This is a genomic window from Arthrobacter sp. AOP36-C1-22 (assembly GCF_052377515.1).
Lineage (GTDB): Bacteria > Actinomycetota > Actinomycetes > Actinomycetales > Micrococcaceae > Arthrobacter_H.
The window spans coordinates 124328-139484 of sequence record NZ_JBQSWW010000001.1; the positions used below are offsets into that span (position 1 = coordinate 124328).

Annotated in this window: 12 protein-coding genes and 1 tRNA gene; 2 read left to right on the forward strand and 11 right to left on the reverse strand. The window is 65.3% G+C overall.

Going from position 1 to position 15157, the window contains the following annotated elements; genetic code table 11:
* Positions 1 to 80: 80 nt before the first annotated feature.
* Complete coding sequence (gene rpoB / locus ACT3S6_RS00670; RefSeq protein ID WP_444553298.1) at positions 81 to 3587, reverse strand: DNA-directed RNA polymerase subunit beta; 3507 nt, start codon at positions 3585 to 3587, stop codon at positions 81 to 83.
* 333 nt (positions 3588 to 3920) lie between these two features.
* On the opposite strand from rpoB, the gene ACT3S6_RS00675 reads away from it, so the two are divergent.
* Positions 3921 to 5114, forward strand: a complete 1194-nt coding sequence (locus ACT3S6_RS00675) for an acetyl-CoA C-acetyltransferase (protein ID WP_444553299.1) — start codon at positions 3921 to 3923, stop codon at positions 5112 to 5114.
* A 134-nt stretch (positions 5115 to 5248) separates the two neighbouring features.
* On the opposite strand, the gene ACT3S6_RS00680 is transcribed toward ACT3S6_RS00675, so the two are convergent.
* The 10 genes from ACT3S6_RS00680 to ACT3S6_RS00725 all read right to left on the reverse strand — a co-directional run bounded on the left by ACT3S6_RS00680 (position 5249) and on the right by ACT3S6_RS00725 (position 13692).
* Entirely contained in the window at positions 5249 to 6526 is a 1278-nt protein-coding gene (locus ACT3S6_RS00680; protein ID WP_444553300.1) for an acyltransferase family protein, read from the reverse strand.
* Positions 6527 to 6712: 186 nt separating this feature from the next.
* Positions 6713 to 7087 carry a 50S ribosomal protein L7/L12 gene (gene rplL / locus ACT3S6_RS00685; protein ID WP_444553301.1) on the reverse strand — a complete coding sequence of 125 codons (375 nt, stop codon included), beginning with the start codon at positions 7085 to 7087 and terminating at the stop codon, positions 6713 to 6715.
* A gap of 68 nt (positions 7088 to 7155) precedes the next feature.
* On the reverse strand, positions 7156 to 7722 hold the full coding sequence (rplJ, locus tag ACT3S6_RS00690) for a 50S ribosomal protein L10 (RefSeq protein ID WP_444553302.1): 567 nt from the start codon (positions 7720 to 7722) through the stop codon (positions 7156 to 7158).
* A 308-nt stretch (positions 7723 to 8030) separates the two neighbouring features.
* Positions 8031 to 9320, reverse strand: coding sequence for an aromatic amino acid transport family protein (locus tag ACT3S6_RS00695; RefSeq protein WP_444553303.1), 1290 nt, complete (start codon positions 9318 to 9320; stop codon positions 8031 to 8033).
* Between the two features lie 196 nt (positions 9321 to 9516).
* Positions 9517 to 10686: a GNAT family N-acetyltransferase gene (locus ACT3S6_RS00700; RefSeq protein ID WP_444553304.1), complete on the reverse strand. Its 1170-nt coding sequence runs from the start codon at positions 10684 to 10686 to the stop codon at positions 9517 to 9519.
* Between the two features lie 169 nt (positions 10687 to 10855).
* A complete protein-coding gene (gene rplA, locus ACT3S6_RS00705) occupies positions 10856 to 11563 on the reverse strand; it encodes a 50S ribosomal protein L1 (RefSeq protein WP_444553305.1) in 708 nt (235 codons plus the stop codon).
* A gap of 153 nt (positions 11564 to 11716) precedes the next feature.
* On the reverse strand, positions 11717 to 12151 hold the full coding sequence (gene rplK / locus ACT3S6_RS00710) for a 50S ribosomal protein L11 (protein ID WP_444553306.1): 435 nt from the start codon (positions 12149 to 12151) through the stop codon (positions 11717 to 11719).
* A 136-nt stretch (positions 12152 to 12287) separates the two neighbouring features.
* Complete coding sequence (gene nusG / locus ACT3S6_RS00715) at positions 12288 to 13130, reverse strand: transcription termination/antitermination protein NusG (RefSeq protein ID WP_444553307.1); 843 nt, start codon at positions 13128 to 13130, stop codon at positions 12288 to 12290.
* Positions 13131 to 13228: 98 nt separating this feature from the next.
* Complete coding sequence (gene secE, locus ACT3S6_RS00720; protein WP_087000260.1) at positions 13229 to 13495, reverse strand: preprotein translocase subunit SecE; 267 nt, start codon at positions 13493 to 13495, stop codon at positions 13229 to 13231.
* A 124-nt stretch (positions 13496 to 13619) separates the two neighbouring features.
* Positions 13620 to 13692: transfer RNA gene (locus ACT3S6_RS00725), tRNA-Trp, on the reverse strand.
* 239 nt (positions 13693 to 13931) lie between these two features.
* On the opposite strand from ACT3S6_RS00725, the gene ACT3S6_RS00730 reads away from it, so the two are divergent.
* Entirely contained in the window at positions 13932 to 15131 is a 1200-nt protein-coding gene (locus ACT3S6_RS00730) for a pyridoxal phosphate-dependent aminotransferase (RefSeq protein ID WP_444553308.1), read from the forward strand.
* The last annotated feature ends 26 nt before the right edge of the window (positions 15132 to 15157 follow it).

Here is a 15157-nt window from a genome sequence, read left to right on the forward strand (position 1 = left end):
ACCAGGCCCGCTGGGGTGGGGAAAAGGAACGTGTACGACGGCGGACGCCCGGCAGGGGTGCCGGGCCTCCGCCCGCCGTGCTATACCTCGTCGACGGAGCTTGGCTCGGCCCGGGAAAGGTCGATGCCCAGCTCTTCCGCAGCCCGGAACACTTCTTCGTCCGAGTCCCGCATCTCAATGGGATTGCCATCGGTGGAGAGGACCTCCACGTTGAGGCAGAGTGACTGCATTTCCTTGATGAGCACCTTGAAGGACTCCGGAACACCCGGTTCCGGGATGTTCTCGCCCTTCACGATGGCCTCGTAGACCTTCACGCGGCCATGGATGTCATCGGATTTGATGGTCAGCAGTTCCTGCAGCGTGTACGCCGCGCCGTAGGCCTCGAGGGCCCAGACTTCCATCTCACCGAAGCGCTGGCCACCGAACTGCGCCTTACCACCCAGCGGCTGCTGCGTGATCATGGAGTACGGTCCGGTCGAACGGGCGTGGATCTTGTCGTCGACCAGGTGGTGCAGCTTCAGGATGTACATGTAGCCCACGGACACCTGGTCCGGGAAGGGCTGTCCGGAACGGCCATCGAACAGATGGGCCTTGCCGGAGTTGCCGATCAGGCGATTGCCGTCCCGGGTGGCGTTGGTGTGATCCAGCAATCCGCGGATCTCGTCCTCCTCGGCACCGTCGAACACCGGGGTGGCGACGGTCGTGGGACCGGATTCACGGGGCAGGTTGGGCAGTTCCTTCACCCAGTCCGGTTCGCCCTCGATCTTCCAGCCTTGCTTCGCGGCCCAGCCGAGGTGGATTTCCAACACCTGTCCGACGTTCATGCGGCCGGGGACACCCAACGGGTTCAAGACGATGTCGACCGGGGTGCCGTCCTCCATGAACGGCATGTCCTCGACCGGCAGGATCTTGGAGATGACGCCCTTGTTGCCGTGGCGTCCGGCCAGCTTGTCACCGTCGGCGATCTTGCGCTTCTGGGCCACGTAGACGCGGACCAGCTGGTTCACGCCCGGGGGCAGCTCGTCGTCGTTGTCGCGTTCGAAGATCCGGACACCGATGACGGTGCCTGATTCACCGTGGGGAACCTTCAGGGAGGTGTCACGCACTTCGCGGGACTTCTCGCCGAAGATGGCCCGCAGCAAACGCTCCTCCGGGGTCAGTTCCGTTTCGCCCTTGGGGGTGACACGGCCGACCAGGATGTCGCCGGCCTCGACCTCGGCACCGATGTGGATGATGCCGCGTTCGTCGAGCTGACCCAGGATCTCCTCGGAGACGTTCGGGATATCGCGCGTGACTTCCTCGGCACCAAGCTTGGTGTCGCGGGCATCGACCTCGTGCTCCTCGATGTGGATGGAGGTCATCACGTCTTCGGAAACCATGCGCTGGGACATGATGATGGCGTCCTCGAAGTTATGTCCTTCCCAGGACATGAAGGCCACCAGCAGGTTCTTGCCCAAGGCCAGCTCACCGTTGTCGGTGGACGGCCCGTCGGCAATGATCGACTGGTATTCCAGACGCTCACCCTCGGAGACCCGCACCCGCTGGTTGTAGGCGTTGCCGTGGTTTGACCGGGCGAACTTCATGATCGGGTAGGCCGAGTCGGTGCCGTCGTCGTTCATGACGGTGACCAGATCCGCGGACACCTCGGTGACCACACCCGGCTTGGCAGCGGTGATGGAGTCGCCGGCGTCGACCGCCACGTACTTCTCCATGCCGGTACCGACCAACGGGGCTTCCGAAGCCAGCAGCGGCACGGCCTGGCGCTGCATGTTCGCGCCCATGAGGGCACGGTTGGCGTCGTCGTGCTCCAGGAACGGGATCAGCGCGGTGGCCGCGGAGACCATCTGGCGCGGAGAAACGTCCATGTAGTCGATTTCGGCCGGCTCCACGAGCACGGGCTCGCCGCCGCCGCCACGCTCACGGCAGAGGACCAGGTCCTCGGCGAAGCGCAGGTCATCGGTCATCGGGGCATTCGCCTGCGCGATGATGCTTTCGAGTTCCTCGTCGGCGGTCAGGTAGTCGACCTGATCGGTGACCTGGCCGTTGACGACCTTGCGGTACGGGGACTCGATGAAACCGAAGTTGTTGATGCGGGCGTACGTCGCCAGCGAACCGATGAGGCCGATGTTCGGGCCTTCAGGGGTTTCGATGGGGCACATGCGGCCGTAGTGCGAGGGGTGGACGTCACGGACTTCCATGCCGGCACGGTCACGGGACAGACCACCCGGGCCCAGCGCGGACAGGCGACGCTTGTGCGTCAGTCCGGCGAGCGGGTTGTTCTGGTCCATGAACTGCGAGAGCTGGGAGGTTCCGAAGAACTCCTTGATCGCTGCGACCACGGGCCGGATGTTGATCAGCGTCTGCGGCGTGATGGCCTCGACGTCCTGCGTGGTCATCCGTTCACGGACGACGCGCTCCATGCGGGAGAGCCCGGTGCGGACCTGGTTCTCGATGAGCTCACCGACGGCGCGGATACGACGGTTGCCGAAGTGGTCGATGTCATCGACCTCGACGCGGACGTCGACGTTGGCACCCTTGCGAACGCCCGGGACGGTCGCTTCACCGGCGTGCAGCGCAACGAGGAACTTGATCATCGCGACGATGTCATCGTTGTTCAGCACCGATGCGTCGGGGGCGTCCAGCGGGGTCTCGACTCCGAGCTTGTGGTTGATCTTGTAGCGGCCGACCTTGGCCAGATCGTAGCGCTTGGAGTTGAAGTAGAGGTTGTCGAGCAGCGCTTCGGCGGCATCGACCGTCGGCGGCTCGCCCGGGCGCAGCTTGCGGTAGATGTCCAGCAGCGCCTCCTCCTTGGTTTCCGTCGCGTCCTTCTCCAGGGTCGTGCGGATGGAGTCGTACTGGCCGAACTCCTCGAGGATGCGCCCTTCGGTCCAGCCGAGGGCCTTGAGCAGCACGGTCACGGACTGCTTGCGCTTGCGGTCCAGCCGGACGCCGACCTGGTCGCGCTTGTCGATTTCGAGCTCGAACCAGGCACCACGGGACGGGATGATCTTCGCCGTGAAGATGTCCTTGTCACTGGTCTTGTCCGGGGTGCGCTCGAAGTAGGCGCCCGGGGAACGAACCAGCTGGGAGACCACGACACGCTCGGTGCCGTTGATGATGAAGGTGCCCTTGCCGGTCATCAGCGGGAAGTCGCCCATGAACACGGTCTGCTGCTTGATCTCACCCGTGTTGTTGTTCATGAACTCGGCCTTGACGTACAGCGGCGCGGCGAACGTGGCATCGCGGTCCTTGCACTCGGCTTCGGTGTACTTCGGGTCCGCGAACTCCGGCTCCGAGAAACTCAGGGACATGGTGCCCTGGAAGTCCTCGATCGGGGAGATTTCTTCGAAGATCTCTGCCAGGCCCGACGTGTCGGCGACACTGGTGATGCCTTCGGCACGCGCCGTCTCCAGACGGGTCTTCCAGTTGTCGTTGCCGACGAGCCAATCAAAGCTCTCCACCTGCAATGCCAGCAGGTTCGGCACATCCAGTGGTTCGTGGATCTTTGCGAATGAAATTCGGCCGGCCGCTTCCGCGGTACGGGCCGAACTAGCGGTTTGATGATTTGAGGTGCTCGAGGCGACCAAGAGGGATCCTTCCACAGACCGTCAGGTTTCCGGCGCCAACCCCGCCCGGGATGAGGAACCCGGAACACCACCGAACATCGGGCCCACCGCTATATGAAGGCCGATTGGAAAGAGGGAAGACGCAAAGATCCACAGTACACGCCCACGGAGAATCTGTCTACCATACTAGATGCGCGGAGAAAATGCCCGTAGGCGGGAAAAAAATTTCCCTTCCCCCGCCACCGACGTTCGAGCCCTCCGGCCCCGTGGACCGGCACGGCCCGCTTTGGTCTTTATGCTCCACGTCACGATAATTGAACATGAAGTAGTCCCCCAGCGAAAGCGAGCACCACCATGTCCGATCCCCGTGAGGCCGTCCTCGTTTCAGGAGCACGGACCCCCTTTGCCCGGCTCAAGGGCCAGCTTGCGGGCTTCACTGCCGTGGAGCTTGGTGCCGCCGCCATCACCGGAGCCCTGGAGAAGGCCGGCGTCCCGGCCGCCGATGTGCAGTCGGTGATCATGGGACATGTCGTCCAGGCCGGCTGTGGACAGAACCCTGCGCGCCAGTCCTCGATCAAGGCGGGTATCGGCTGGGATGTTCCGACCGTGACCATCAACAAGGTCTGCCTTTCGGGCCTGGCCGCCATCACCGATGCCGCCCGCCTGGTGCGTCTGGGCGAAGCCGACGTCGTCATCGCCGGCGGGCAAGAATCGATGACCAATGCCCCGCACATCCTGCCGGGCAGCCGCAAGGGATGGAATTACGGCAGTTTCACAGCCATCGACTCCGTCGACCACGACGGCCTGACCGATGCCTTCGACGGGCAGTCCATGGGGGTGAGTACCGAAACCAGGAACGGCGAACTCGGGATCGACCGCGCCTCACAGGACGAGGTCGCTGCCGCCTCACACACCCGGGCGGCAGCGGCACGCGAGGCCGGGGTCTTCGATGAGGAGATCCTGTCGCTCTCCGTACCGCAGCGCAAGGGCGATCCACTGACGGTCGATGCCGATGAGGGAATTCGCCCGGACACCACGGCCCAGAAGCTCGGGGGCCTGCGCTCCGCGTTCGCGAAGGAGGGCACCATCACCGCAGGGAACTCCTCCCCGCTCTCCGACGGGGCCGCGGCCGTCGTCGTGACTTCGCGCGAATACGCCCAAAGCCACGGGCTGCAGGTCCTGGCGGTCATCGGCGCGCCGGGGCAGGTGGCAGGTCCCGACACCTCACTGCATTCGCAGCCGTCGAATGCCATCAAGTCCGCACTGGGCACGGCAGGCTGGGCGGTATCGGATCTGGACTTCATTGAAATCAACGAGGCCTTCGGTTCGGTCGCCTGCCAGTCGCTGAAGGACCTGGACTACCCCTTGGAGAAGACCAACCTCCACGGTGGCGCCATCGCCCTGGGCCATCCCATCGGCGCTTCGGGGGCCCGCCTGGCCTTGCATGCGGCCCTGGAGCTGCAACGTCGGGGCTCCGGCAAGGCTGCGGTCAGCCTCTGTGGCGGCGGGGGCCAGGGCGAGGCCCTCCTGCTCTTCCGCGAGGGCTGATCCGGCAGGGGCACCGCCCGAACGAGGCGGAAGTGAGCGGTCCGCGGCTGGTTGCCGCGGACCGCTCCTTGGTTTCCGCCCACTGCCCCGACGTGGCCCGCCGCCGGCCGGATCATGGCGCACGGCCCCGGCGGCTAGAGTCCCCGGGTGATGCCTCCCTGGTTATGGGGAACCGCCCGGGCGGCCGGCCGCCTGCGGTCATCGACTCGACTGACGCGTTCGGCGAACCCGCGGCCCCTCCGCCCTAGGGAGGTCAAGGTATCGACCCCGCTGGTGACCGCCCGACCGAGGCGGCGGCCCAGGGTCTGCTCGACGAAGCGGTAGACCAGGTAGGCGCCGGCCGCGGCGGCGCCGATGGCGATCATCAGCACCACGGGCCGGGGCAGGTGGCCGCTGAGCTGGTCGATGATCCACCACCCCCAGATCTCATGGAGGAGGTAGATCGGATAGGTCAGCGCCCCGGCCAACGCAAGGCCCGGAAGGTTGACCCTGCTCAAGGGCGTGAGGGTCAGCAAGGCAATCACGACGAAGATTCCGACGACAATGCCCCAATAGGCCTGTTCCGGGATGGCGTAACCGACCAGGCTGGTGGCTTCCTCGGTCCCCTTCTTCCCGGTCCATGCAGCGGCCTGGACCACGTTCAGCCCCAGGGCCGCCCACCGCCACGGGGTATGCCCGAAACGGTAGATCAGGAACAGGCAGATGCCGCCGGCGAAGAGGGCAGCGTGTTCGGGGATCAGTGCCTGCCGGACGAAGTTGCTGGGAATCAGTGGCGCCAAAAACCCGAGTAGCGGCCAGACGACGGCGAAGGCCAGGATCCGCCGGCAGGTCACCCACCCCAGCATCATCAATAGCAGGACCAGCCCATAGAAGCGCATCTCGGCCCAGAGCGTCCAATAGACGCCGTCGACGTAGGGGACGTTGAAGCCGCGCTGCATCATCGTCAGGTTCACGGCCCAGTCGGAGAACGTCAGTCGCTTGCCCATCACGGGCCAGATGAAGAAGATCAACACCCCGGTGGCAAGCACGGCCACCCAGTAGGCAGGAAAGAGCCGGCCGACGCGTGAACCGATGAATTGTGCCGGTCGCTTGCCGTAGGCGGAGAGCAGGATGACGAAACCGCTGATGACGAAGAACAGCTGGACGCCCATGTTCCCGAACACCGTGAGGCGGGACAGGTATGGCCAGGCGGCTTTGGCCGGTTCGACGCCCCAGTACCCGTGGTGCCATGCGGTGTAGTGGTAGAGGATGACCCCCACCGCGGCAACCAGGCGCAACCCGTCCAGCAGGGCCATGCGCCCTTTTCCGCGCGGAGGGCGGGATGGGGTGGCCGTGGAAGCGGAGGTCCCGGACGCCGTGGTGTCCGTCCCCGCAGGGGCAGGCTGCTGGAGTGTCGTCGTGCCGTGTTCCATGCCATGCACTCCCGTCATCGCTTGCCTGCGTTATCAAGTCGTTACCTGACACGCTAGCAAAGCGAGGACTTTCGCATTCAAGAATGTGATCGGCATCACAGTGGTGGCCCGTCGTGCCCACCGGTTAAACAGCGCGGCCCCGCCCACCTGATCGGTGGACGGGGCCGCGCCCGTGTTGCCTGTCTGCTACTTGAGCGTGACGGCAGCGCCGGCGGCCTCGAGGGCCTCCTTGGCCTTGTCGGCAACATCCTTGGATGCGCCTTCCAGGACGGCCTTCGGGGCGCCGTCGACGAGGTCCTTGGCTTCCTTCAGACCCAGTGAGGTCAGTGCGCGGACCTCCTTGATGACTGCGATCTTCTTGTCGCCGGGGCCTTCGAGGATGACGTCGAATTCGGTCTGCTCCTCGGCAGCCTCTTCGGCACCGCCGGCCGGACCGGCAACGGCAACGGCCGCGGCGGTGACGTCGAAGGTCTCTTCGAAGGTCTTAACGAACTCGGAGAGCTCGACGATGGTCATTTCCTTGAAGGCCTCAAGGAGCTCTTCAGTGCTGAGCTTCGCCATGATGTGGCGTCCTTTCAGTGGGGCGGCACGCTGGGGTGCCACGAGATTTTCGGTGGTTTGAAGGGCCCTTAGGCTTCTTCGGTGGCAGCGTCGGCAGCAGGTGCTTCCTCGGCCTCGGCGGCAGGAGCTTCGGCCGGAGCCGAGGCTGCACCACCTTCTTCATGCTTGGCGCGCAGGGCGTCGATGGTGCGGACTGCGGCCGAAGCCGGCGCCTGCAGGACACCGGCGATGCGGGCCAGCTGGTGTTCGCGGGACTGGAGCGCACCGAATGCGACCACCTGGGCCGCGTCCATGGACGCACCTTCGAAGTAGCCGGACTTGACGACCAGCTTCTCGTTGGACTTCGCGAAATCCGTCAGACTCTTGGTCGCGGCCACTGCATCGCCCTTGATGAAGGCGATGGCGGTCGGGCCGGCAAGCTGGCCATCGAACGAATCGATGCCTGCTTCCTTGGCTGCGATGCCCGTCAGGGTGTTCTTCACAACCGAGAACTTGGTGTCTTCACCAAGCGCACGGCGCAACTCCTGGAGCTGTGCAACGCTGAGCCCACGGTATTCGGTCAGGACAGCGGCACTCGACTCCTTGAAGTCGTTGATGATTTCCTGAACAGCTGAAATCTTGATTTGCGTTGCCATAACCCTCCTTCCGGGGATTGTTTACGAGTCGGTCTGACCGGTCCACGAGCCCGGAAGGGCTGGCATAAAAAACGCCCCGCGCAGATGCACGGGGCTTCAACTTCCTGACGACGGGTCGAGCGGGAAGGAAAGTCTTCGTTCACCTGCGTAGGCCGCCCATTAGCTGGGACTTTCGGATGGTTTCCCATGCTGGCACGGGGCACCACCGACCGACGGTCTTTGGTTCCCTTAGTTTATCCGCAGACGGGCCGCAGTTCCAAATCGACTCCGGGGACGCCTTCGAGATCACGAAGGCGCCCCCGGAGGGATCAGCGCAGCAGACTGATGAGGATTCCGCCGACGGCCACGATGCCGGCGATGACCACGAAGACGTTGGAGGCCCTCCCCCGGAACCGGGCCAGGGCCGGAACCCTATGAATTGCATACATCGGCATCAGGTAGAGCACCGCGGCGATCACGGGGCCGGCCAACGACTCGATCAATGCCAGAATGCTCGGATTGAGGATTCCCGCCACCCAGGTGGTCACGATGAGGAAGACACTCACCCCGATCTTCAGGGTCCGGTCACTGAGGCGTTTCTCGGCCGGGTCCACCATGGTCCTCACGATCGCGGTGGCCCCTTCCGCGGCGCCCAGCCAGTGCCCGAAGAAGGAGGAGGCGATGGCGGCAATGGCCACTGCGGGGCCCAGCCAGGCAATGATGGGCATGTCCATGACATTGGCCAGGTGCGAGAGCACGGGCAGGTTCGCGTCCTTGGCGTCCTGCAGCCCCTCGGGGCCCAGCGCCAGGACGCAGGACCAGACGAAGCCCATCGTGAAGACGACCAGGAGGGTGGCGACCACGCGGAGGATCGATGAGACCTTGTCCACCGACCCCGCCCCGTAGCGCTCCCGCAGCGAGACGGAGAACTGTGAGATCGCCGGGGAATGGTTGAACGAGAAGACCAGGACCGGGATCATCAGCCACAGCGACATGGCGAAGTCGCCGGCTGCGGGGAAGGCACCGAATCCTTCGAAGGACCAGGAGGGAATGAGCAGGAGGGTGACCACCAACAGCACGGCGATCAACGGATAGACCAGCCACTGGGTGACGACCAGCATGACCTTCTTCCCGGCCACCATGACCGAGGACATCAACAGGATCAGCACCCCGGCCAGGACCCAGCGGGGCCACGGCTCCAGGCCGAGTTGATGGACCATCAGGCTTTCCACCGTATTGGTGATGCCCACCCCGTAGATCAGCACGATGGGATAGATCGCCAGGAAGTACAGGATCGTCACCACGCGCCCGGCGTTCTCTCCGAAGTAGTTCCGCACCACCCCGGTGATGTCCTGGCCGGGGTTCGGTGAGGCGCAGACGATGCGTGAGAGCGCCCGGTGGGAGAAGTAGGTCATCGGCCAGATCAACAACGTGGCGATGAGCAGCGGCCACAGCCCTCCCAGACCTGCGTTCATCGGCAGGAAGAGGATCCCGGCACCCACTGCCGTGCCGAAGAGTCCGAGGGTCCAGCTGGTGTCGAACCGGTTCCACGCCGGGAGGGCCCCCTGTCTGGTGGAGGTCGATTCCCCGGATGGCAGGGGTGGTTGGCTCGATGGCATGGCAGGCTCCTCCATTGGGGCTCTTCGGCGTCTGGCTTGGAGCCCCGGGGACCAGCAGTCCCCGTGCCGCACGGTCACCAGGGGTGTTGGTCAAGGAACTCCGCCCAGGGGCCAGGGGGTTTTCCCCATCCGGCGCCGTGGGACTACGGGACCCCGACGATGCTGCTGTGCTGATCCACCGAGGACTCCGATTCCATCATCCCCCAGGGCGGGTCCCGAGCGCCATTCGGTCGTTCGGCCATGCCGGGTCCCCGGTCCTGGCCCATTCGCCTTCCATCATGGACGGCGAGAACCCCAGGGCCTCGTTGACCCGGAGCATGTAGGAATTCTCCGCGGCGTTCCAGGTGTAGATGCGGTCGACCCGCGGCAGGGCCTGCAGCAGCCGCCGGTGGTTGGATGCCTTGATCCGCAGGCCGAGCCGGTGGCCCCGATGCTCCGGAAGCACCAGCGTCCCCTCCTGGAAAGCGAGGTGGTCCTGGCCGTTGAACACCACCAGTTCGGTATAGGCGACCAGGTGTCCACTGGCGAGTTCACGGGCCACGGTGACCACCGAGGTGGTCCCCTGGTTCCGTCGCCGGGCCTCCATGGTGCGCAGTCGCGGGCCATCCCACCGTGAGGGTTCGAAGCTCAGCCCGCCGGCCGGAGGGTCGGTATCCATACGCTCGATGATCCGGCAGTAGTCGGCCACGTCGTCGTCCGGCACCGGCCCCGTCCACGATTCGAGGACATAGCCGGTCCCGGAGGCGGAGGCCCGCTCCTCCAGGGACGCCAGGGCCGCGTCATCATCGATTCCGATCCCGGCCCTGCTGCCACGGTCCACCAGTCCCAGGGTGAAGCCGTGTCGATGGGCGAAGGCGGGCCCGGGCGCGTCCAGGCTAATCCATCCGGCCCCGGAGTCAGGTCGCAGCACCCCCTCCACGGGCCGATCCGCTGCTTCTTCACCACCATGGTCCAGCGAGACGCCGGTATAGAGGTTCAGTACGGTGCGCCCCCGTTCCAGACACCGGTCGGCCACCCGACGGAGCAGCCGGCTGCCCACCCCTTGGCGCCGCCACCGCGTGGCCACGACCAGGTCGACGTCGGCCGACTGGCGGTTTTCGGCCGAGGGCAGGAAGACCACGGCCGCGCCGATGATCTCCGCTTCCGGGCCCTGCCCCCGGCGGGCCACCTGAATCAGGTGCCGGCCGTAGGCACTGGGTTGGATCCGGGCGATTTCCACGGAATCGCCGGTCACGAGGTCATCATGTCCGAGCTCTTCGATCCCGGCCTGCCGAAAGAGCCCCCGGATGGTGGAGAACGCCGCCCCGCCGGGGCCGTCCAGGGTGGTCGGGATGGCTAGTTCCTGCAGCGTGGTTGGTTCTGGCATGGCGGCCTTCCGCTGGCGCTCCGTGTGGCAGACACCTGCGTCGAACCACTGATTGGTACTTGTCAATCAATAGTCTAGCCATCCATGGTCCCCCGGGTAAAGACAAGGAACCCCCGCACCCTTCGGTGCGGGGGTTCCTTGTTTCCCCTGCAGGGGAGGCCTCTGCCGTTTAGGCGTCGGCGATGACCTTGGTCACGTTCGGGTCCACCGGGATGCCGGGGCCGAAGGTGGTGGCCACGGTCGCCTTCGAGATGTACCGGCCCTTGGAAGCCGAGGGCTTCAGGCGCAGGACCTCATCGAGGGCTGCTGCGTAGTTCTCCGCCAGCTTCTCGGCGTCGAAGGACACCTTGCCGATGATGAAGTGCAGGTTGGAGTGCTTGTCGACGCGGAAGTCGATCTTGCCGCCCTTGATGTCGGTGACGGCCTTGGCGACATCCATGGTCACGGTGCCGGTCTTCGGGTTCGGCATCAGGTTACGCGGGCCCAGGACCTTGCCCAGACGTCCGACCTTGCCCATCAGGTCAGGGGTTGCCACGGCGGCATCGAAGTCGGTCCAACCGCCCTGGATCTTTTCGATCAGGTCGTCGGAGCCCACGAAGTCGGCGCCGGCGGCAATGGCTGCTTCAGCCTTGTCGCCGTTGGCGAAGACCAGCACGCGGGCGGTCTTGCCGGTGCCGTGCGGCAGGTTGACGGTGCCGCGGACCATCTGGTCGGCCTTGCGGGGATCGACGCCCAGGCGGAAGGCGACCTCCACGGTCGAGTCCGTCTTGGGTGAGCCGGTCTCCTTGGCCAGGGCGATGGCCTCGATCGGGGAGTACAGGTTGTCGCCATCGATCTTGGCGGCGGCCGCCTGGAATGCTTTGCTGCGCTTTGCCATCTGCTTGTTCTCCTTATGCAGTCGTGGTCATTCGTGGATCGCGCTGGACCCTGCCACTACGACGCCGGTGGCTGCCACCGGAGGGGGCTTCCGACGTCGTTCTTTGATGTTTGGTGGGTGTTGCCGCCGGGAGGCGGAAACGGTCGGGCGGTCTTAGCCCTCGACGGTGATGCCCATGGAGCGGGCGGTTCCGGCGACGATCTTGGCGGCGGCCTGAATGTTGTTGGCGTTCAGGTCCTCCATCTTGGTGTTGGCGATCTCGTCGACCTGTGCGGCGGAGAGCTTGCCCACCTTGTCGATGTGCGGGGTGGACGAGCCCTTGGCGACGCCCGCAGCCTTCTTGATGAGCTCGGCAGCCGGCGGCGTCTTGGTGATGAAGGTGAAGGAACGGTCTTCATAGACCGTGATCTCCACCGGGATGACGTTGCCGCGCTGGGATTCCGTGGCGGCGTTGTACGCCTTGCAGAACTCCATGATGTTCACGCCGTGCTGACCAAGTGCCGGACCGATCGGCGGGGCCGGGTTGGCGGCACCTGCCTGGATCTGCAGCTTGATGAGGCCGGAAACCTTTTTCTTCTTCGGGGCCATATCGGGACCTTCTTCTCATTGCGTTTCCCGCGGAACACAGGAGCGTGTCCCGGGGTGGTGGCCGCCGTGGCGCGGCGGCCTGGTCGTTTCCAGCGGCGGAAAGCGGCCGCACTGGGAACGAAGTCTTCGGTGATCCCTACTGGATCTTGGTGACCTGGCTGAACGACAGCGTCACCGGGGTCTCGCGTTCGAAGATCGACACGAGGACCACGAGTTGCTGGGACTCGAGCTTGATCTCGCTGATCGTCGCCGGCAGGGTCTCGAACGGCCCGTCGTTGACGGTCACCGACTCCCCGACGGTGAAATCGACGTTGACCTCGGTGAACGGGGCGCGTCCCGGCTTCGAGGAGCCGCCTTCCTGGGCAGGTTCCTCGCTCACGATGGTGTGCTCGAGCATCGAGAACACCTCGTCCAGGCTCAACGGCGTCGGATCATGGGCGTTGCCCACGAAACCGGTGACGCCGGGGGTGTGGCGCACGGTGCCCCATGATTCGTCGGTCAGTTCCATGCGCACCAGCACGTAGCCGGGGATGCGCACGCGGCGGACGATCTTGCGGGTCGTGTTCTTGATCTCCACGACTTCTTCCATGGGGACCTGGATCTCGTAGATGAAATCCTCCATGCCCAGGGTCTGGGCGCGGGTCTCCAGGTTCACCTTCACGCGGTTCTCGTAGCCGGCGTAGGAATGGATGACATACCAGTCACCGGGCTGGCGGCGCAGCTTGGTCCGGTACTCCTCCTTGGCGGCCGCGACGGCCTCCTCGGGGGTCAACTCGGGAGCCTCGGCTTCCGCCTCGTCCTCGTCCGGGGTGGTGGCTTCGTCGGCGGTGGAGGCGTCGTCCGCGGTTTCCTCGGACGCCTCGGCGGCCGGGGTCTGTTCCGAAACGACGGAATCGACCGGCGCCTCTACGGCGTCGGCCTCGGTTGCCTGCTCAACGGCGTCGTCGTTGGCCTGCGGTTCGAGTTCCTGCTCGGACACTGCGGTTCCTGCTTTCTTTGACTGGTAAACCAGAACATTTCATCGTGGCTGGGCCGAGGGATGCCGACGTCGCCCTTATTCAAGGATGTCGGCAGCCGCTACTGCTCCGGTGGGTTGGTGAAGACCAGGATCGCGCCGTTTCCGAACAACAGGTCCAGCCCGCTGACGATCAGCATCACCAGGATCACGAAGCCCAGAACGGTCAGCGTGTAGTTCACCAACTCGCTACGGGTCGGGGTGACGACCTTCTTCAGCTCGGAAATGACCTGGCGGAAGAACAAGGCGATACGCGCAAAGAAACCGCCCTTGGCGGGCTTGCCGCCTCGGGGGGAGCCCGTGGAGCGTCCCGTTGTTGCTTCGGTCACTGTGCCTCGATTCGAGTTCTTCGCATCTTGAAACGATCACGGTGCACCGCGGCCTGTCGGCCGCAACACACCGTGACGTGGATTTCGCCGAGCCCCCACATGAACCATGTGGGTTGCCACTGCGCAGGGCAGACAGGACTCGAACCTGCAACCTGCGGTTTTGGAGACCGCTGCGCTACCAATTGCGCCACTACCCTTCGGATTGGTCGTCCGTCCCGCCGTGGTGGCCCTTCAAGCACACCGCGTCGAGGCGTATTCCAACACCGAGGGAACAGTCTACGCATTCACCACCCACAAGTCGAACCGGATTTGTGCCGCGGACCCGCCGGATTGGCCTGCTTCCGTAGGCCTGCCGACGCATTCTGTGCTGCCCGGCGGAGCGCGGCTAAGCTGGAATCAGCTAGGCCCCACGCCCCCGACCCCAGGAAGCGAACCCATGTCACGCATTTCCCGACGCATCGGATCGATTGCCGAATCAGCCACGCTCGCCGTGGACGCCAAGGCCAAGGCGCTCAAGGCCGCCGGACGTCCCGTGATCGGATTCGGTGCCGGCGAACCCGACTTCCCGACCCCCGACTATGTCGTGGAGGCCGCGGTCACCGCCGCACGCAACCCACGATTCCACCGCTACTCCCCCGCTTCGGGACTGCCCGAGTTGAAGTCCGCCATCGCCGCGAAGACCCTGCGGGATTCCGGCTACGCCGTGGAGGACTCCCAGGTGCTGGTCACCAATGGCGGCAAGCAGGCGGTCTACAACACCTTCGCGACCCTGCTGGATCCGGGGGACGAGGTCATCGTCCCCACCCCCTATTGGACGACCTACCCCGAAGCGATCCGCCTGGCCGGCGGCGTTCCGGTGGAGGTCTTCGCCGGCCCCGAGCAGGGCTACCTGGTCACGACAGAGCAGCTCGAGGCCGCCGTGACCGAACGCACCAAGATCCTGGTGTTCGTCTCCCCCTCCAACCCGACCGGTGCCGTCTACCCGCCGGAAATGGTCGCCGAGATCGGCCGGTGGGCCGCCGAGAAGGGCCTGTGGGTCGTCACCGACGAGATCTACGAACATCTGACCTACGACGATGCGAAGTTCACCTCGATCGCCACGGCGGCCCCGGAACTAGGCGACCGGGTCGTCATCCTCAACGGCGTGGCCAAGACCTACGCGATGACCGGCTGGCGGGTCGGCTGGATGATCGGCCCGACGGACGTCATCAAGGCGGCCACCAACCTGCAGTCCCATGCGACGTCGAATGTCGCCAACGTCCCGCAGATGGCCGCCCTGGCTGCCGTATCCGGCCCGTTGGACGCCGTCGACGAGATGCGCACCGCCTTCGACCGTCGACGCAAGGCCATCGTCGCGGGGCTCAATGCCATCGACGGGGTGGAATGCCCCACCCCGAAGGGCGCCTTCTACGTCTACGCCGACGTCCGTGCCCTCCTGGGCCGGGAGATCGACGGGGTCCGCCCGCAGACGTCGGCCGAACTCGCGGCACTGATCCTGGAAAAGGCAGAAGTGGCGGTGGTCCCCGGTGAGGCCTTCGGACCTTCGGGCTTCCTGCGTCTGTCCTACGCGCTCGGTGATGAGGACCTCGCCGAAGGCATCGGCCGGATCGCCGAGCTGCTGGGCCGGGCTTCCTAGAAGCCGTGACCACCCGGTGGGGCGCC

Bases quoted from the DNA above. Each gene is read 5' to 3' on its own strand.
- ACT3S6_RS00675 (WP_444553299.1), top strand. From the start codon at position 3,921: ATGTCCGATCCCCGTGAGGCCGTCCTCGTTTCAGGAGCACGGACCCCC.
- ACT3S6_RS00680 (WP_444553300.1), bottom strand. From the start codon at position 6,526: ATGGAACACGGCACGACGACACTCCAGCAGCCTGCCCCTGCGGGGACG.
- rplL (WP_444553301.1), bottom strand. From the start codon at position 7,087: ATGGCGAAGCTCAGCACTGAAGAGCTCCTTGAGGCCTTCAAGGAAATG.
- rplJ (WP_444553302.1), bottom strand. From the start codon at position 7,722: ATGGCAACGCAAATCAAGATTTCAGCTGTTCAGGAAATCATCAACGAC.
- ACT3S6_RS00695 (WP_444553303.1), bottom strand. From the start codon at position 9,320: ATGCCATCGAGCCAACCACCCCTGCCATCCGGGGAATCGACCTCCACC.
- ACT3S6_RS00700 (WP_444553304.1), bottom strand. From the start codon at position 10,686: ATGCCAGAACCAACCACGCTGCAGGAACTAGCCATCCCGACCACCCTG.
- rplA (WP_444553305.1), bottom strand. From the start codon at position 11,563: ATGGCAAAGCGCAGCAAAGCATTCCAGGCGGCCGCCGCCAAGATCGAT.
- rplK (WP_444553306.1), bottom strand. From the start codon at position 12,151: ATGGCCCCGAAGAAGAAAAAGGTTTCCGGCCTCATCAAGCTGCAGATC.
- ACT3S6_RS00730 (WP_444553308.1), top strand. From the start codon at position 13,932: ATGTCACGCATTTCCCGACGCATCGGATCGATTGCCGAATCAGCCACG.